Source organism: Pseudidiomarina gelatinasegens, assembly GCF_004025325.1.
GTDB lineage: Bacteria > Pseudomonadota > Gammaproteobacteria > Enterobacterales > Alteromonadaceae > Pseudidiomarina > Pseudidiomarina gelatinasegens.
In genome coordinates this window covers 171,746-189,569 of record NZ_RSFE01000001.1, presented here as the reverse complement: position 1 = coordinate 189,569, position 17,824 = coordinate 171,746, and the positions used below count along the sequence as shown (strand labels likewise).

Annotated in this window: 14 protein-coding genes; 12 read left to right on the top strand and 2 right to left on the bottom strand. The window is 49.6% G+C overall.

What is annotated here, in order from left to right; translation table 11 throughout:
• Positions 1 to 14: 14 nt before the first annotated feature.
• The gene (locus tag EGC76_RS00960) at positions 15 to 302 is read left to right on the top strand and encodes a YfcL family protein (RefSeq protein WP_128351151.1); all 288 of its coding nucleotides are present in this window, start codon (positions 15 to 17) and stop codon (positions 300 to 302) included.
• On the opposite strand, the gene mnmC is transcribed toward EGC76_RS00960, so the two are convergent.
• The gene (gene mnmC / locus EGC76_RS00955) at positions 259 to 2,115 is read right to left on the bottom strand and encodes a bifunctional tRNA (5-methylaminomethyl-2-thiouridine)(34)-methyltransferase MnmC2/FAD-dependent 5-carboxymethylaminomethyl-2-thiouridine(34) oxidoreductase MnmC1 (protein WP_128351150.1); all 1,857 of its coding nucleotides are present in this window, start codon (positions 2,113 to 2,115) and stop codon (positions 259 to 261) included. The genes EGC76_RS00960 and mnmC overlap by 44 nt on opposite strands.
• A gap of 134 nt (positions 2,116 to 2,249) precedes the next feature.
• On the opposite strand from mnmC, the gene fabB reads away from it, so the two are divergent.
• From fabB to purF, 10 genes are all read left to right on the top strand, one after another.
• Positions 2,250 to 3,461: a beta-ketoacyl-ACP synthase I gene (gene fabB / locus EGC76_RS00950; protein WP_128351149.1), complete on the top strand. Its 1,212-nt coding sequence runs from the start codon at positions 2,250 to 2,252 to the stop codon at positions 3,459 to 3,461.
• A gap of 111 nt (positions 3,462 to 3,572) precedes the next feature.
• Entirely contained in the window at positions 3,573 to 4,760 is a 1,188-nt protein-coding gene (locus EGC76_RS00945) for a 4-phosphoerythronate dehydrogenase (protein WP_128351148.1), read from the top strand.
• Positions 4,760 to 5,776, top strand: coding sequence for an aspartate-semialdehyde dehydrogenase (locus EGC76_RS00940; protein ID WP_128351147.1), 1,017 nt, complete (start codon positions 4,760 to 4,762; stop codon positions 5,774 to 5,776). Before EGC76_RS00945 ends, EGC76_RS00940 begins: the two co-directional genes overlap by 1 nt.
• 63 nt (positions 5,777 to 5,839) lie before the next feature.
• On the top strand, positions 5,840 to 7,813 hold the full coding sequence (locus tag EGC76_RS12025; RefSeq protein WP_128351146.1) for a FimV/HubP family polar landmark protein: 1,974 nt from the start codon (positions 5,840 to 5,842) through the stop codon (positions 7,811 to 7,813).
• Positions 7,813 to 8,610 (top strand): tRNA pseudouridine(38-40) synthase TruA, encoded by a 798-nt coding sequence (gene truA, locus EGC76_RS00930; protein ID WP_128351145.1) that lies wholly within the window; start codon positions 7,813 to 7,815, stop codon positions 8,608 to 8,610. Before EGC76_RS12025 ends, truA begins: the two co-directional genes overlap by 1 nt.
• A gap of 99 nt (positions 8,611 to 8,709) precedes the next feature.
• The gene (gene accD, locus EGC76_RS00925; RefSeq protein WP_128351144.1) at positions 8,710 to 9,573 is read left to right on the top strand and encodes an acetyl-CoA carboxylase, carboxyltransferase subunit beta; all 864 of its coding nucleotides are present in this window, start codon (positions 8,710 to 8,712) and stop codon (positions 9,571 to 9,573) included.
• A gap of 3 nt (positions 9,574 to 9,576) precedes the next feature.
• Entirely contained in the window at positions 9,577 to 10,860 is a 1,284-nt protein-coding gene (gene folC / locus EGC76_RS00920) for a bifunctional tetrahydrofolate synthase/dihydrofolate synthase (protein WP_128351143.1), read from the top strand.
• 3 nt (positions 10,861 to 10,863) lie between these two features.
• Positions 10,864 to 11,400 carry an SPOR domain-containing protein gene (locus EGC76_RS00915; protein ID WP_128351142.1) on the top strand — a complete coding sequence of 179 codons (537 nt, stop codon included), beginning with the start codon at positions 10,864 to 10,866 and terminating at the stop codon, positions 11,398 to 11,400.
• A 73-nt stretch (positions 11,401 to 11,473) separates the two neighbouring features.
• Positions 11,474 to 11,965: a CvpA family protein gene (locus EGC76_RS00910; protein ID WP_128351141.1), complete on the top strand. Its 492-nt coding sequence runs from the start codon at positions 11,474 to 11,476 to the stop codon at positions 11,963 to 11,965.
• Between the two features lie 15 nt (positions 11,966 to 11,980).
• A complete protein-coding gene (gene purF / locus EGC76_RS00905) occupies positions 11,981 to 13,495 on the top strand; it encodes an amidophosphoribosyltransferase (protein WP_128351140.1) in 1,515 nt (504 codons plus the stop codon).
• Between the two features lie 37 nt (positions 13,496 to 13,532).
• On the opposite strand, the gene astB is transcribed toward purF, so the two are convergent.
• Positions 13,533 to 14,876 carry an N-succinylarginine dihydrolase gene (astB, locus tag EGC76_RS00900; RefSeq protein WP_246013859.1) on the bottom strand — a complete coding sequence of 448 codons (1,344 nt, stop codon included), beginning with the start codon at positions 14,874 to 14,876 and terminating at the stop codon, positions 13,533 to 13,535.
• 240 nt (positions 14,877 to 15,116) lie between these two features.
• On the opposite strand from astB, the gene topA reads away from it, so the two are divergent.
• Complete coding sequence (gene topA, locus EGC76_RS00895) at positions 15,117 to 17,747, top strand: type I DNA topoisomerase (RefSeq protein WP_128351138.1); 2,631 nt, start codon at positions 15,117 to 15,119, stop codon at positions 17,745 to 17,747.
• Positions 17,748 to 17,824 lie beyond the last annotated feature (77 nt).

The window sequence follows — 17,824 nt, the reverse complement described above, 5'->3', positions numbered from 1 at the left end:
GAGGTATCGCAATTATGGCATCCGCAGCATTTAATCATTTCGTGCAATCGCTTGAAACCGTGTTTGATCAGGCCGTAACAGATGGTACTGATGATGAGCTATTTGCCAGTGGTTATTTGCGAGGCCATTTTGACTTAGTGGTGGCGCAACTTGAGTTGAATGATGCTGCTCGTACCGATGCGGTATTGCCTGCAGTGCAAGCATCGGTTGATAAAGCCAAGCATGAACTGGCGCCCGCTGACATGACCCACATTCAAGCTATGTTAGATCGGCTTGAAGCCGCTGCGGCGCAAGCCGACTAATCAGGTCAGCACTCAAAGGCAGGGGTTCTTGCAGCCACTGCCCAACCAGCAGCTCCGCACATAGCGGGGCACTGGTGAACCCGCGCGAACCTAAACCACCCAACACGCCCAATGAAGGTGTTAGCCAGCCACACGCGGGTAAGTGATCACGTGTGGTGTTGCGCAGCGAGGCTCTATCAGCAATCGGTTCAAGTTGCCCAGTCCAGTTGCTGTTCAAATTATCATGCAAGGTAGCCAAATTTTCGGCGGTATCTTGCGCAGTCGGTTGTGCAAATTGTTCGGAGTCAAATTTTCGCGCATAGGTGGCACCTACACAATGCGTGCCATCTTGTGCCGGGGTGAAATACCCCTTGTAACACACCACTACCGGGCACTGTTCACTGACTTCATTTGCTTTAACCTGAGTGACCTGCCCGCGGACATTTTGAAATGTCATTTGCCAAGGCTTGAGTAACTGCTCTAAACCCGCCCCAGCCGCAACTATCAGGGTGGTTGCATGAAGCTTTTGGCCTGTGGTGGTGCTAAGTTGCCAGCCATCGGCATCTGTCTGAATGTCGGTTATTGGGTCAATAGCAGTTAGCGTCACCGTCTCAGCGCATGCGCCCAGTATTTGCTCTACTAACTGATGGGGCGGCACCCAACCAGCTTTTGGATAATATAACGACGGCATCGCGGGTAAATGAGACCAAAGCTGCTGGGTTTCATCGGCGCTTAAGCCCTTAACTGTTGCTGGGCTGTATATATCGGCAGCAATAATTTTTTCATGGCGCTGCTCGCGCGCCGAATTAAAAGCCAATTGCACCACGCCTGTTTCATGCCATTGGGCAGGTGCTACCTGCTGATAGAATTGGCGGGCATGGTCAAAAGCACTAAGGAAAAAGTGTGTTAACGGACTGAGCTCAGCATGCAGCAATGGGTAAACCGCACCTTGCGCATTCCCAGACGCGCCGTCGGCGATTCCTGTGGTGAGAAATTCAACGCGATACCCGCGGCGGCTTAATGACCATGCTGTACACGCTGCAGCGATTCCGCCGCCAACGACAGTAATGGGTTTATCGGCGATTTGAGGTGCTTTATTGGATGTTTGCACGTGGCCATAGAGCATTTCACGTTTATGGCGAAACCCTTTGGCTTTGTTGACGGTAAAGCCCGCTGCCTGTAAATCACGGCGCACGGCACCGGCCGCGGTAAAGGTGGCAAATGTTGCATTGGCGCGGCAGCTTTCGGCCATTGCAGCATAAATGCTTGGTTGCCACATTTGTGGGTTTTTGTCTGGGGCAAAACCATCAAGAAACCAAGCATCAACGGTTTGTTGTGCATGTGGAAGCCATTGGGGCAACTGGTGATGTATATCACCAAGCCATAAGTCGAGTACTACGCGCCCTTGGCAAAATTGCATGCGATGACAGCCCTGATGGGGCACCGGATAAGCTTTTAGTAGCTCAGCTGCTTCGCTCGCAAGTTCCGGGAAGTGACTTAAGGCACGTTCTAAATCCGCTTTAGGTAATGGGTGTTTTTCAAATGAAATAAAGTGCAGTCGAAGTTGCGGCGGCGCATGCTTTTGAAACATGGCCCAACAGGCGAGAAAATTCAGTCCGGTGCCAAACCCAGTTTCCGCAATAGTAAAGGTTGTATAAGAATGCGTTTGCCAGCGCTTTTCTAGATCGTTATGCTGAATGAATACGTATTGGCTTTCGGCCAACCCGTTTTCGTTGGTAAAGTAGATATCGTCAAATTCAGTGGAAACAGGTAACCCAAACGCGTTATAGGTAACTTTTGCGGGTGACAGACAATCAGCTGATTGATGATTCACGAGTGAAAACTCACAACATTCGGTTAAACATGCGTATTAGTTTAACAATATTTGGGTAAAAAAGCGGAAAGCAGACCACTTTTTTACAGAAGTGGGCTAACATACACGAGCGCTCAGCAAGACAGGATATGAGAATGAGAAGAGCAGTGATTACCGGCCTTGGCATTGTGTCAAGTATCGGCGTGAACAAACAAGAGGTGTTGGAGTCGTTGCAACAAGGACGCTCGGGCATCGAATTCTCTCAAGAGTTTGCAGATATGGGTCTGCGTTGCCAGGTGTGGGGGCCAGTTCGGGCCAACCCGGCTGACCATATTGATCGTAAAGCATTTCGCTTTATGGGCAACTCAGCCGCTTATGCCTATATGGCTATGGCGCAAGCTATTGAAGATGCAGCTTTAACAGAAGAGCAAATCTCGAACCCTCGTACTGGGTTGGTGGTAGGTTCGGGTGGTGCGTCTGGTGAGCATCAAGTGGGTGCCGCAGATACCTTGCGTGAAAAAGGTGTGAAACGTGTTGGGCCTTATATGGTTCCGCGTTGTATGGCATCAACAACCTCCGCATGTTTGGCAACGCCATTCAAAATTAAAGGGGTGAACTATTCGATTAGTTCAGCTTGTGCTACGTCAGCACATTGTATCGGACATGCACTTGAACTGATCCAATTAGGCAAACAAGACCGCGTGTTCGCAGGCGGTGGTGAAGAGCTGCATTGGACGCTCGGCATGGAATTTGACGCCATGGGTGCATTGAGTACGAAGTACAACGATGACCCAACGAAAGCGTCACGTACTTACGACGCTGACCGTGATGGGTTTGTTCCTGCTGGCGGCGGCGGTATCGTTGTCGTTGAAGAGTTAGAGACCGCGCTTGCACGTGGTGCCCATATCTACGCAGAAATTGTGGGTTATGGCGCAACATCTGATGGCTATGACATGGTTGCGCCTTCTGGTGAAGGTGCAGTACGTTGCATGAAGATGGCGATGGAAACAGTTGATACACCAATTGACTACCTGAACACGCACGGAACTTCGACACCAGTTGGCGATACCAAAGAACTGGAAGCGATTCGTGAAGTGTTTGGTGATGCATCACCATTTATCAGTGCAACCAAAGCTATGACCGGTCATTCACTGGGCGCTGCAGGTGTGCATGAGGCCATTTACTCATTGTTAATGATGAAGCATGGCTTTGTAGCTCCTTCAATTAACATTGAAAACTTGGACCCTGCTGCAGGCGACATGAATATTGTTCGTGAACCTAAGCAAACTGCTCTGACGACCGTTATGTCGAACAGTTTTGGTTTCGGTGGAACTAACGCAACGTTAGTTTTGCGTAAATATCAATAAAATTAACATCTTCATCTAATAGACGATGGTAAAAAGGTGCGCATTGGCGCACCTTTTTGTTGTATGCTCTTTAACAATTCATCCATCGCTAAATTTTAGAAGGTCTGGTCAATGCATGTATTGGCGGATGCCTCGATGCCTTTGGTTAACGAACTCGCTGATGCATTAACGGCTCAGGGAGTAGGGTTAACGCTGACCACATTTCAAGGGCGACAACCGCAACCAGAACTGTTAGCGCAAGCTGATGCACTGATGATTCGGTCGATCACTAAGGTTGATTCGCAATTATTGGCGCAAGCTCCTAAGCTGCGCTGGCTGGGTACGGCTACCATCGGTACCGAGCATGTTGATACTGCTGCTTGCAAAGCTGCTGGGGTTGCCTTCGTGTCGACGCCCGGTGTGAATGCAAATGCAGTTGGCGATTATGTGGCAAGTGCAGTCAGCAATTTTGCCTTACAGTGCCAGCAACTGCCGTCGGGTGAGGTTGCTATTATTGGCGCTGGCCATACCGGACGGGCTGCTGGGCAACGTCTCAGTGGGCTTGGTTTTACCGTGCACTATTATGATCCACCGCTGGCAGAGCAAGGTGTTAAAGGCGTGCATGCCGATTGGCAGCGCGTTCTGAACAGTGGCGTCATTAGTTGCCATGTACCCTTAACGCAAGCTGGTACGCACGCTACCTACCATTTATTCGACAGTGCCGCGATAGCCGCTTTACCCGCAGATTGTTTGCTAATTAATGCAAGCCGTGGGGCGGTGGTCGAGGAACAAGGTTTACGGCAAGCAATGCAAGCGCAGCAGCCCTTGCACGTGGTGCTGGATGTGTGGGAGCACGAACCAACCATAGCTGCTGACTTAATGCCTTGGTTACTCTATGCAACTCCGCATATTGCAGGCCACAGCGTAGCGGGTAAAGTAGCAGGTACATTACGACTGTTTGAGCATGTTTGCGAAACCTTGCTGATACCGCAGCAGCGGGTTCGTTTGCCGCAGCTTTCGCAGCTACTGGAACATTGGCCTGAAGCAACGCGCAAACGGCAGTGGCAGACTTTACAGGCGCCGACATGGCAAATGCTAGCATCTTGGGTGCGTGACATTTATGATATACGAAATGACGACCAGTTATTACGTCAGAACGCGTTTACCGAGGCGGACTTTGATCGCCTGCGCCGCAATTATGCAGCGCGCGCAGAGTTATCCTGTGGTGAAGTTCATGGTAACGACTGGTTGGCGCAGAGTGAGTGGCAAGAACGACTTGCTCAGCTCACCTTTTCATTCAAATTTATACAGGAGCAGTAATGTCACGCGCTTATAATGTTGCGGTACTTGGAGCGACTGGCCTTGTCGGTCAGCACATGATTGAAATTTTAGAAGTTCGCGACTTTCCTGTCGCTCAGTTATTTCCGCTGGCGAGTAGCCGTTCAGCGGGTTCGACAGTTACCTTTCGTGGTGAAGAAGTTACCGTGCTCGACGCCGACACCTTTGATTGGAGTCAGGTTGAACTTGGCTTTTTCTCAGCGGGCGGAGCAATTTCGCGCATGTATGCGCCGCGAGCCGCGGATGCTGGCTGCATTGTTATTGATAATACCTCTGAGTTTCGCTACGAGCCGGATATCCCTCTGGTGGTGCCGGAAGTTAATGCGCACGCGTTAGCTGATTTTCGCAATCGCAACATTGTTGCTAACCCGAATTGCTCGACCATTCAAATGTTGGTGGCACTTAAGCCTATCCACGATGCTGTGGGTATTGACCGTATTAACGTGGCAACGTACCAGTCCACTTCGGGCGCAGGTAAAGAGGCGATGGATGAATTAGCGCAACAAACGGCAGCTTTATTGAATGGCCGCCCAGTTGAGGTCGACTGCTTTAGCCGTCAAATTGCGTTCAATTGCATTCCACAAATTGATGTATTTATGGATAACGATTACACCAAAGAAGAAATGAAAATGGTGTGGGAAACGCAGAAGATTTTTGGTGATGAAAGCATTCGGGTTAATGCGACAGCCGTGCGTGTGCCAGTATTTTTCGGACATGCGGAAGCGATTCATATAGAAACCTTGCAGCCGCTTGATGCAGTGCAGGCGAAGGAATTATTACGCAATGCACCGGGTGTGCATTTGTTCGATAACAATGATGATTTTCCGACACAAGTAGGTAACGCAGCAGGACACGATGAAGTTTTTGTAGGCCGCGTGCGAAACGACATTTCACATCCACAGGGTTTAAATTTGTGGGTTGTAGCAGATAATGTGCGTAAAGGCGCCGCGACAAACAGTATTCAGATTGCAGAACACTTAATTCGCGACTATATGTAAAACTATCCATCTTTCAATGCGGTACCGATAATTACAACGATTACAAAAGAGGGAACCAGCTCAATGAAACGGAATACCTTGGCAGTTGCAGCCGGTATAGCACTGGCACTCGGCTCGTCGACGGTGGTAACCGCAGACGCTAGCTTTGTGAATACAAGTGCAGTTGTGATGCTGCAGGGGCAGGCGACCTCACGGTGGCAAGCTGATCGGTTTGGTCCAATAGTTTCATCTGACACACTTTGGTCTATTGCCATGTATTACGGCGATAAAACCGATTTGTCAGTGTATGAAATGATGGATTTATTCATTGAGCTGAATCCCGAAGCGTTCATTAACGGTCGTGCTGACCGCATGATGGATGGTTACTATTTGAAAGTTCCACCAGCAGCGCAAGTTCAACGTGCGCAATCAGCGCCGGTAGTTACCGACGAACCAGCTGATACTGCGCGCACCGAAGAAGTGGTTGAACCGGCGTCGCCAGGTGCGGTGACAGAAACACCTAGCGCAGATGCCGAAAATGTTGAACCGGCAACCGAATCGATTCAATTTGATGCACAAGAGCTGACTCAATTGCGCGGCCAGTTGGCGGAGTCTATTACGTTAATTGAGCGGTTAAATAGCGAAAATAATGCGCTGCAAGAGCGACTGGACAGTGTGACAGCGCAGCTTGAGCAAATGCAGTTGAAAATGAATGCCGAGCAGCGGGCTGAGTCGGATTTACAGCAACAAATTGAAGCTGAATTGGCTGCAACGCAGCAGGAGCAAGTTGATGTAGCCGACACAACCGACGCAACGACGGCAGAGACCACCGCCGAGATTGCTGACGAGCAACCTACAACTGCGGCTGCAGCTCTAACGGAAGAACCGGACGCGGAAGTTACAACTCAAACGGAAGTGAAACCTGAGCCAGAAGTTGAACAGAAACCTGCTGCGACACCAAAACCAACATCCCGCAAGAAACCATCGGACTATGAAGCCTTCGTCGAGTGGTTATTGCAACCGTTCCAGTTAACCTTGGCGATTTTGATTCCATTATTATTGGCGGCGATTATTTGGTACATGCTGTATGTGCGTCGGCTTAATCGTGAACATTTAGGCCCATACAACGGCGCTATGCAGGCTGCTGCGAAAGAGAAAGAGCAAGGCAAAGAAGAATCGGCCGAGAAACTCAGTGCCTTTGAAGAGGCCGAGCAGGCCGCTGCCGCTGAAGAAGCTGCTGAGATGCCGGAATTTGAGCGTTTGGATGATGACGATGACTACGCTCAGTTGGAAGACGATGTCGACGATGAGGCGACACAGCTTGAAGATGAGCTTGCTGCGCTGGACGAAGAAACAGAAGCGTCTGAAACCGAGCAGCCAGCTGATAACGATGAAGATACCGATTTAGACAGTTTGTTGGCATCAAGCTTTGACCAGGAAGAGAGCACTGACGAAGCTGAAGTAGCGTCTGAGTCGCAATCTGAGTCTGAGCCTGAGTTTGAAACGTTGTCAGAAGTTGAACCTGAGCCAGAGCCAGAACCAGAGCAAGACGATACGGAAGAAACTAAAGCTGAGGTTAGCAACGACGATGATATGACTTTGGATTTTCATATCGACGACGAGCCAGCGAGCAAAAAACCGGAGCCAACCGACGTTGATGTTGAACTGGAACAATTTGAAGATATCAGCCTTGATGACATTGACTTAGAAGGCCTAAGTGCTGAAGAACCGAGCGATGACAGTGACAGTAAAGCAGAGACTGAGTTGACGCTTGATGAAGACGCCAGCGACGAGTTCCTCGAAATTGATGCGTTATTGGAAGAGGCTGAATCTGAGGATTCTGATTTTGACAGTCCACGTTTTGAACGCGAAGCGGGTCAAGTTGATGACAGTGAAGAAACGCCATCAGGTATCTTAGATCTTGCTCGTGCTTACATGGATATGGATGAGTACGAGTTAGCGCGTGAAGAGCTGGAAAAAGTTGCTGCTTCTGATGATGAAGATGCTAAACGTGAAGCCGCAATGTTGTTACAAAAAATTGAAGAACAGGGTCATTAATGAGTAGTACGCGCATCGCGCTTGGAATTGAATACGATGGCAGTCAATATTTTGGATGGCAACGGCAACGTGAAGTTGTTTGCGTGCAGGAAGTATTGGAACGGGCGTTAACTAAAGTAGCGAATCACCCGGTTGAAGTAACCTGTGCGGGGCGTACTGATGCCGGTGTGCATGCAACCGGTCAAGTCGTGCACTTTGACACGGTCAGTGAGCGTGCAATGCCCGCTTGGACGATGGGCGTGAACAGTAACCTGCCGGACTCGGTCGCGGTGCGCTGGGCTAGCGAAGTGCCCAGTTACTTTAGTGCGCGCTTCAGCGCAACTGGGCGTCGCTATCGTTATATTATTGCCAATCAAAAAATGCGCCCAGGTATACTGGGACGCGGTTTGAGCCATTATCATCAACCTTTGGATGCGCAACGTATGCATAACGCTGCGCAGCATTTACTTGGCGAGCATGACTTCAGTGCTTTTCGGGCAGCGCAGTGCCAATCGCACTCCCCGAATCGCTGTGTTACCCGCATCGATGTGAGCCGCCAAGGCGACTTTGTGGTGGTGGATATCGCCGCCAATGCCTTTTTGCACCACATGGTTCGAAATATTGTCGGTAGCCTGCTGGAAGTAGGCAAAGGCGAGCAACCGCAGGACTGGTTAGCAACGCTACTAAACGGTCGCGACCGTAAGCTGGCAGCTGCAACCGCGAAGGCCGAAGGTCTGTATTTGGTTCAAGTGGACTATCCAAGTGAATTTAAATTACCCATATTGCCGCCAGGGCCTTTGTGGTTACCTGACTGTTAAGACCACTTTTTGCTAAACTGATTACCTTGAATATGCTTTAATAGAGGCATATTTATGGCGTGCTGGTCATACTAACGAACGAGTTAATAACGGAATCTTATGAGCTGGATTGAGCGAATTCTTGCAAAACCGAAGAGCAACAAACGCCGCAACATTCCTGAAGGGGTGTGGGCGAAGTGTACAAGTTGTGATGCTATTCTTTATAGCGCCGACCTTGAGCGCAGCTTAAATGTGTGTCCGAAGTGCGATCACCACATGCGTGTTTCGGCGCGGGTGCGCCTCGCACACTTTTTAGATGACGGCAAAGGCGATGAAATTGGTGCTGAATTAGAGCCTAAAGACATTCTTAAATTCCGTGATTCAAAAAAATACAAAGACCGTATTGCCGCAGCGCAAAAGGCCACCGGCGAAAAAGACGCATTGATTGCCCAAAAAGGTCGACTCAAAGGCATGCCAGTAGTGGCCGTTGCATTTGAATTCGAATTTATGGGCGGTTCAATGGCATCGGTTGTTGGTGCGCGCTTTGTTAAAGCTGCAGAAGTTTGTTTAAGAGAACGTATTCCACTTATTTGCTTTTCAGCCTCAGGTGGCGCCCGGATGCAAGAAGCCTTGCTGTCCTTGATGCAGATGGCAAAAACATCAGCTGCTTTGGCGCGTATGAGCGAAGAAGGCATTCCGTACATATCCGTGCTAACCGACCCAACCATGGGTGGTGTTTCAGCAAGCTTAGCAATGCTGGGCGACATTAATATTGCTGAACCGAAAGCGCTAATTGGTTTTGCGGGGCCGCGTGTTATTGAACAAACGGTGCGTGAAACCTTGCCGGAAGGCTTCCAACGGGCAGAGTTTTTGTTGGATCACGGCGCGGTGGATATGATCATCGATCGTCGCCAAATGCGAAATCGCATTGCAGCGTTGTTGGCGAAGTTCCAACATTTACCGGCCGTTGCTGACGAATATTAATTTATGAGTAACGTCGCCAAACCTTCTTCTTCAGCCGGGCTAAATGCCTGGCTGAATTATTTAGAGCACCTGCATCATAGTGCCATCGATATGGGGCTAGACCGCATCAAGCAGGTTGCCAACCGCCTGGAGCTTACCACCACGTCAGCGCAAGTTTTTACCGTTGCGGGCACCAATGGTAAAGGTTCGACCGTGCGCTATCTAGAAACCATTTTGCAAGAAGATGGGTACTCGACCGGTGTATATATTTCACCGCACTTGCACCATTATGCTGAACGCGTTCGAATCAACACCAAGCAACTTAGTGAAGCCGAGCATGTGCAGGCATTTGCGGCTATAGAGGCCGCTCGTGGTGATGTTTCACTGACCTATTTCGAGTTTGGCACCCTGGCCGCTTTGTGGTTGATGAAGCAGCAGCCATTAGATGCATGGATATTAGAAGTGGGTCTTGGCGGACGCTTGGATGCTGTCAATATTGTGGATGCTGATGTTGCGTTACTAACAAGTATTGGTATTGATCACATTGGCTTCTTAGGTGATGACCGAACTGGTATTGCGCGCGAAAAGGCGGGGATATTTCGAGCCGAGCGTCCAGCTATTTGTGGTGAACCTGAATTCCCGCAGGAAGTTGCTGACGCAGCATTAGAAAACGGGGTGTTATTGCAACAGGTGGGCATTGATTTCCATTACCGTATGGCGGGTGCCGGCGTGTGGCACTTTCATAATCAAGATACCGTTTTAAACAATCTGCCTTTACCTCAATTACCCTTACCAAATGCAGCAACAGCGATAGCCGCGCTTGCCGCGAGTAACTTGCCTATATCTGATAAAGCTATTCGAGCCGGGCTGGAAAAAGCGCGCGAGCCGGGTCGGCTGCAGTTGCTTGAAGCATCAGCAAATCGCCCGGTAGATACGCTGTTGGACGTGGCCCACAACCCGCATGCAGCGAATTATTTAGTGCAAGCCTTGTTGAATCTCTTCCCCCAACGGCCTATTTACGCCGTGGTGGGCATGCTGCAGGACAAGGACATCCGTGGTACCTTGTCTGCGTTGGCTCCAGCTGTAAAGCAATGGTACTTTGCCAGCTTGAGGGAAGCGCGCGGGGCAGCCGCAGAACAACTGGCAGAACAGGCGCCCGTTCAAGCAACTGTGGCGGGTTGTTTTGCCAGTGTTGAGCAAGCCTATCAGCACGCTTTACAGGACGCCTTAACCATGCAAGATACACAACCGCTGGTATTGGTGTGCGGGTCGTTTTACACTGTAGGAAAAATACCAACCACGGAGTAGTGCATGGCGTCGAAGCTGCAGAATCGAATTGTCGGAAGCGTTATTTTAATTGCTCTTGCAGTGATTATTTTACCTGAGTTGTTTGACGGCAAGCCGCAGAAACAAGAGGAATCGTTTGAAACAATTCCACTTCAACCCGACGTTGAAGTCGCTGAAGTTCCGGCTCAATCTGTACCTGAACGCGAACTGCCGCAATCGCTTGATCGTGTTGAAACACTTGAACTTGATGCCGATGATGCACCACAAATCAAGAAACCTACCCAAAAAGCAAATGAAGCCCCAAGCACGGCGGAAATCGAGCAACCCGGCTGGATTATTCAGTTGGGCGTGTTTCGCAATCAAGAGTCGGTTGAGCGCTTGGTAAAAGAATTGCGCGCCGCCGGCTACCCTGCTTACCGTGAAGTTGTGCAAACTGCTCAAGGCCCTCGCAACAAGCTGCTAGTGGGGCCGGGCCTCGTCAAGGCTGAGCTTGAAGCTGACCTGCCTAAACTGAAAGAACTGACCGAGCTAAACGGTCGAGTCATGCGTTATGAACCATAAGTTTTTTGACGCAAATTGAAAGGCTTTCTGTTACAATTCGCGCGAATTTTAAACCGGCTACGGAATGCTAACTATGGTCTGGATTGATATAGCGATTATTGTCGTGATTGGCTTGTCAACGCTAATCAGTTTAACCCGCGGGTTTGTCAAAGAGGCGTTATCCCTTGCTATCTGGATAGCCGCTTTTTTTATCGCTAAATTCTTTTATCTCGACTTAGCCGTGTACTTTACCGGCATCAGCGACGAAATGTTGCGCAATGCCGCTGCTGTAGCAGCGCTGTTTGTGGCAACGCTTATTGTTGGCGCGCTGATCAATTATTTAATTGGGCGATTGGTCGAAACAACTGGGTTAACCGGTACCGATCGTCTGTTAGGTGGCATTTTTGGCGCACTACGTGGTGTTCTGATTGTTGCTGCTTTACTGTTTTTTATGGACTCTTTTACCGGGCTACCAAGCGAACCTTGGTGGCTAGAGTCGCAGTTGATTCCGCACTTTGGTGTGGTAATTCAATGGTTCTTTGAATACTTGCAGAATACGTCAAGTTTCTTACCAAAAAATGTTTAATGAGGTTGTAGTTGCATGTGTGGCATTGTTGGAATTGTAGGTAAAGACCCAGTCAATCAAGCGTTATATGACGGTTTAACGATGCTCCAGCATCGCGGCCAAGATGCAGCAGGCATCATGACAGTCGATAACGGTACGCTACGTTTACGCAAAGCCAACGGATTGGTGCGCGATGTGTTTCAAACGCGCCATATGCACCGCTTACAGGGGCGTGTAGGCATCGGTCATGTGCGTTATCCTACCGCCGGTAGTTCAAGCTCAGCCGAAGCGCAGCCGTTTTATGTGAATTCGCCGTTTGGTATTGCGATGGCACACAATGGTAACTTGACCAACGCCAGCGAACTGCAGGAGCAATTATTTGCGAAAGCGCGCCGGCATATCAATACCACCTCAGATTCTGAAATCCTGCTTAATATTTTTGCCCACGAGCTGTATCAGCAAGAAAGCCTGCACTTAACACCGGATGACGTATTTGCGACAGTTTCGCGTGTGCATCGCCAAATTCGTGGTGCTTACGCCGTGGTAGCAATGATAATCGGCCATGGCGTTGTCGCATTCCGTGACCCGTGGGGCATTCGTCCTCTGGTTCTCGGTATGCGTGAAACTCCGAAAGGCAATGAATATATTGTTGCTTCTGAAAGCGTGGCAGTCGACGGCACCGGTTTTAAATATGTGCGCGATGTTGAGCCCGGCGAGGCCATTTACATCTCCGAAGACGGCGAGCTGTATTCACGTCAGTGCGCGGACAATCCGCAACATTGCCCATGCATTTTTGAGTATGTTTACTTTGCGCGTCCAGATTCGTTTATTGACAAAATTTCGGTGTACGCATCACGCGTTAATATGGGCCGTAAGCTCGGCGAAAAAGTAAAACGTGACTACGCTGATTTAGACATTGATGTGGTGATACCGATTCCTGAAACGAGCTGCGACATCGCGCTCGAAATGGCGAATGTGCTTGAGTTGCCGTATCGCCAAGGGTTTGTAAAAAATCGTTATATTGGTCGCACCTTTATTATGCCGGGGCAGACCCAACGCCGGAAATCAGTACGCCGTAAGCTGAACGCAATCAGTGCCGAATTCCGTGGTAAAAACGTACTGTTAGTGGATGACTCTATTGTTCGTGGTACCACTTCGGAGCAAATTATCGAGATGGCACGCGAAGCTGGTGCGAAGAAAGTGTATTTTGCTTCTGCAGCGCCAGAGATTCGTTTTCCGAATGTGTATGGCATCGACATGCCAAGTGCTAATGAATTGATAGGTCATGGCCGTGAAGCCGCTGAAATTAACGATTTAATCAAAGCTGATGGACTTATCTATCAAGAACTTGATGATTTGATTGCAGCTGTACAACAAGAAAACAAAGAGATTAAACGCTTTGAAACGTCGGTATTTAACGGCGAGTACATTACCGGCGATATCAATCAAAGTTATTTAGACCGTTTAGACGCTGCCCGAAATGATGTGGCTCGTCATGGCGGCGATAGCAGCGAAGACGCGAATCTGGAAGTTCACAACGAAGATGAATAACCCGGCAGTGTATGCCGGGTCATACGTGTTCGTTTGACTAGAGCTGGAACGGGTAAACTGACCCAAGTTTTAGAATTTGGGTCAATTCATCAAGTGCAGTGCGAGATTCATTCAATAGCAGTGGATCGCGCAAATCAGCAACACTCAGTTCATCACGATAATGTTTATCAACCCAACGATTAAGACGGGCAAATAGCTTATCGTTCATAATCACGGCTGGGTTTACTGCTTCCAACTCAGTGTCATTTAGTGCAACGCGCAAACGCAAGCAAGCAGGGCCGCCACCATTGCGCATGCTTTGTTTTACATCGAAATAATGCACCTGACGAATCGGCGTGTCACGGGTAACTAATTCAGCCAGGTAAGCAGCGACACGCGGATTTTCCTGACACTCAGTTGGTGCAATAATTGCCATGCTGCCGTCTTTTAAGGTTAACAGCTGGGTATTAAATAAGTACGTTTGTACGGCATCGGCCACTGATACTTCATCTGTTTTTACTTCGATAAAATGCAATTTTTCGTCACCAAACTTTTTCTGCATTTCAGCAAGTTTGGCTGGCGTGTCTAAAAACGCTTGCTCGTGATAGAACAGCACGTTTTGGTTGCCAACAGCGATAACGTCGTTGTGGAAAACACCTTGATCAATCACGTCAGGGTTTTGCTGGATAAATACCGTGTTGTCATCGGTTAAGCCGTGCGACCGAGCAATCGTCTGTGAAGCTTCAAACGTTTGTCGGGCTGGATATTTTGATGGTGCGGGCTTGGTGCTGTCGAATGCGTAGCGGCCAAAGGTAAACACTTCAATACCTGCATGCCCATAATTGCTGCACAAGCGCGTGTGGTTCGCAGCGCCTTCGTCACCAAAATGTTCGTTGTCTGGTAAGTGCAGGTGATGTTCAAAATAGCGGCTATTATTGAACATAGCTTGCAAAATGCGTCCGCTGGTAAGCGGCTCTAACGAGCGGTGAAACTTGTTGGTCAAGTTGGCCGGGGTAAAGTGTACTTTGCCGTCGGCTGTGTCAGCACCAGGCGACACCGTTGCCGCGTTGGCTGTCCACATGCTTGATGCAGAGCAGACCGCTTGAAAAATTTCTGGCGCCTGCTGTGCAGCTTTACTCAGTACTTCGCCGTCTGATCCGTTGAAGCCGAGGCGACGTAACGTTGCAATGTCAGGGCGTTCGTGCGGCGCTAAAACGCCTTGCACCATGCCCATGTCATGCAATGCTTTCATTTTGGCTAAACCTTGCTTGGCAGCAGATTTGGGGCTTGAGCTTGACTTAGCATTGCTTAATGAAGCAACGTTTCCGAACGACAGCCCGGCATAATTGTGGGTTGGGCCAACAAGGCCATCGAAATTGACTTCATAGTGATGGGTGCTCAAACAAACCTCCATTGCAGTTGCAAGCGTTTAATTGTTGGCTATTATACCCACAACTTGGCCTCGGCGTAAGGCCTGAACGCCTTGATTTTATTGGTCTGATAAGTCGACATATGAAACTATGCATGGATATGAGGCGAAATCGTATTTTTATAATTTTTGCGTTCGGTGGTTGTTTCGCAGCCGCATAACAGATATATCTAAAAAAAGAATCCCACACCTTACGGATAAAAAGAGAGTCGCATGGCAAAAGCGTTAGTTATTGTCGAGTCGCCCGCCAAGGCGAAGACAATTAATAAATATTTAGGGAATGATTTCGTGGTGAAGTCTAGCGTGGGGCACGTTCGTGACTTGCCAACACGGTCGACAGCCACCGTCAAAACCAAGCCGCCCGCGGAAGTTCGTAAGATGTCGCCAGAAGCAAAGGAAGCTTACCGCCAAGAGCGTGAGTTCCAGAAGCTGGTCGCACGCATGGGCATTGACCCTCAACATGGCTGGGAAGCGCACTACGAAGTGCTGCCCGGCAAAGAAAAGGTTGTCGCTGAGCTACAAAAGTTAGCAGCGAAGGCCGACGCTATTTACCTCGCGACGGATTTGGACCGCGAAGGGGAAGCCATCGCGTGGCATTTACGCGAACTCATAGGTGGTGACGACAGTCGCTTTCAGCGCGTGGTGTTTAACGAAATCACCAAAAAAGCCATTCAGGAAGCGTTTTCGCGCCCAGCCGAACTCAATATCGATCGGGTGAACGCGCAGCAAACCCGACGCTTCCTTGATCGCGTTGTTGGCTTCATGGTGTCGCCACTGCTGTGGAAGAAAATTGCTCGCGGCTTGTCCGCGGGTCGGGTGCAGTCAGTAGCGGTACGCCTGGTGGTTGAACGTGAGCGCGAAATTAAAGCGTTTGTACCGGAAGAATATTGGGATATTTTCGCTGATTTGAACACCCAAGCCAAAGCTGAATTGCGCATGCAAGTGCAAAAGCATCTCGGCAAGGCATTCAAAGCGGGCGATAAGGGCGCTGCTGAGGCCGCTGTGGCCGCATTGCAGTCAGCCCAGTACAAAGTCATTGATCGGGAAGATAAGCCCACCAGCAGCCGCCCATCGGCTCCGTTTATTACATCAACGCTGCAACAAGCAGCTAGCACCCGTTTAGGTTTTGGCGTTAAGAAAACCATGATGTTGGCACAACGGTTGTATGAAGCCGGGCATATTACCTATATGCGTACCGACTCAACCAACTTAAGCCAAGAAGCAGTTGCCACCTGCCGTGACTATATTGGTAAGAATTTTGGCAATGATTATTTGCCGCCGAAGCCGAATGTTTATGGGTCGAAGCAAAATGCACAAGAAGCGCACGAAGCGATTCGTCCTTCCAGTGTCGGCGTAAAGTCCGAACAGTTGCGCGAAATGGAACGTGACGCACAGCGGTTGTATGAGCTTATTTGGCGTCAATTTGTCGCATGCCAGATGACACCAGCCCAATACGATGCCAGCACCATTTCAGTGCAGGCTGGCGATTATGAGCTGCGTGCACGCGGCCGTGTGATGCGCTTTGCCGGTTGGACGAAAGTGCAGCCACCCGCGGGCTCAAAAAATGAAGATGCAACGCTGCCTGATGTGAAAAAAGGCGAAGTGCTGAGCCTGCAGCAGTTAGATCCGCAACAACACTTTACCAAGCCGCCAGCGCGCTTCAGCGAAGCGTCATTGGTAAAAGAGCTAGAAAAGCGCGGCATTGGCCGCCCATCAACCTACGCATCCATTATTTCAACCATTCAAGACCGTGGTTATGTGCGGGTTGAGAACCGTCGTTTTTACGCAGAAAAAATGGGCGAAATTGTCAACGACCGTTTGGTTGACAACTTCCCACGGTTATTGAACTACAGCTTCACTGCAGAAATGGAACAAGCACTGGATGACGTTGCAGAAGGTAAACGCAATTGGAAAGCCATGCTGGATCAATTCTACGAAGAGTTCAGCAAGAAGTTAGCGCAGGCTGAAATGACGCCGGAAGAAGGCGGTATGCGCCCGAATCAAATGGTGCTCACCGATATTAAATGCCCGAAATGTGGGCGTCCGATGGGTATTCGTACCGCATCTACCGGTGTGTTCCTTGGTTGTTCAGGCTATGAGTTACCGCCGAAAGAACGCTGCACACAAACCATGAACCTGTTGCCAGGCGAAGAAGCGGTGCGTGTGAAGGACGATGACGATGAAGCTGAAACGCTTGCGTTGCGCGCGAAAAAGCGTTGTCCGAAGTGTGGCACTGCCATGGACAGCTATCTGATTGACGAAAAACGCAAACTGCATGTGTGTGGTAATAACCCGGCCTGTGATGGCTTTTTGGTTGAGCAGGGCGAATTCCGCATTAAAGGCTACGATGGGCCAGTACTTGAATGTGACCGTTGTGGCAGTGACATGCAGCTAAAAACAGGGCGTTTTGGTAAGTATTTTGACTGCACCAACAGCGAATGTAAGAACACCCGTAAACTGTTGAAAAGTGGTCAGCCGGCACCGCCAAAAGAAGACCCCGTGCCGTTCCCAGAGTTACCCTGTGAAGATTCCAATGCGCACTACGTGTTGCGTGACGGAGCTTCAGGTGTGTTCTTGTCGGCTAACACCTTCCCGCGTTCACGTGAAACCCGTGCGGTGAAAGTAAGCGAGCTGAAACGCTTTAAAGATCGGATTCCAGCGAAGTTCCATTACTTAACGGAAGCGCCGGAAAAAGACGATGATGGCAACGAAGCCATTGTGCGTTACAGCCGCAAAAACAAAGAACAGTACGTAATTACCGAAGTGAACGGCAAAGCCACCGGTTGGCAAGCGCTGTATCGCGACGGTAAATGGGAAGTACAAGAAGGCAAAAAACGTAAGTAAAAAACCGCCGTTTTATGCTCGATTACCGCCTTGTTAGCAGCCCGTGGCTGGGCTAGATTAAATAGCTACTGCAACGG

Bases quoted from the DNA above. Each gene is read 5' to 3' on its own strand.
- accD (WP_128351144.1), top strand. From the start codon at position 8,710: ATGAGCTGGATTGAGCGAATTCTTGCAAAACCGAAGAGCAACAAACGC.
- EGC76_RS00910 (WP_128351141.1), top strand. From the start codon at position 11,474: ATGGTCTGGATTGATATAGCGATTATTGTCGTGATTGGCTTGTCAACG.
- EGC76_RS12025 (WP_128351146.1), top strand. From the start codon at position 5,840: ATGAAACGGAATACCTTGGCAGTTGCAGCCGGTATAGCACTGGCACTC.
- EGC76_RS00945 (WP_128351148.1), top strand. From the start codon at position 3,573: ATGCATGTATTGGCGGATGCCTCGATGCCTTTGGTTAACGAACTCGCT.
- EGC76_RS00915 (WP_128351142.1), top strand. From the start codon at position 10,864: ATGGCGTCGAAGCTGCAGAATCGAATTGTCGGAAGCGTTATTTTAATT.
- purF (WP_128351140.1), top strand. From the start codon at position 11,981: ATGTGTGGCATTGTTGGAATTGTAGGTAAAGACCCAGTCAATCAAGCG.
- folC (WP_128351143.1), top strand. From the start codon at position 9,577: ATGAGTAACGTCGCCAAACCTTCTTCTTCAGCCGGGCTAAATGCCTGG.
- EGC76_RS00960 (WP_128351151.1), top strand. From the start codon at position 15: ATGGCATCCGCAGCATTTAATCATTTCGTGCAATCGCTTGAAACCGTG.
- topA (WP_128351138.1), top strand. From the start codon at position 15,117: ATGGCAAAAGCGTTAGTTATTGTCGAGTCGCCCGCCAAGGCGAAGACA.
- EGC76_RS00940 (WP_128351147.1), top strand. From the start codon at position 4,760: ATGTCACGCGCTTATAATGTTGCGGTACTTGGAGCGACTGGCCTTGTC.
- truA (WP_128351145.1), top strand. From the start codon at position 7,813: ATGAGTAGTACGCGCATCGCGCTTGGAATTGAATACGATGGCAGTCAA.
- fabB (WP_128351149.1), top strand. From the start codon at position 2,250: ATGAGAAGAGCAGTGATTACCGGCCTTGGCATTGTGTCAAGTATCGGC.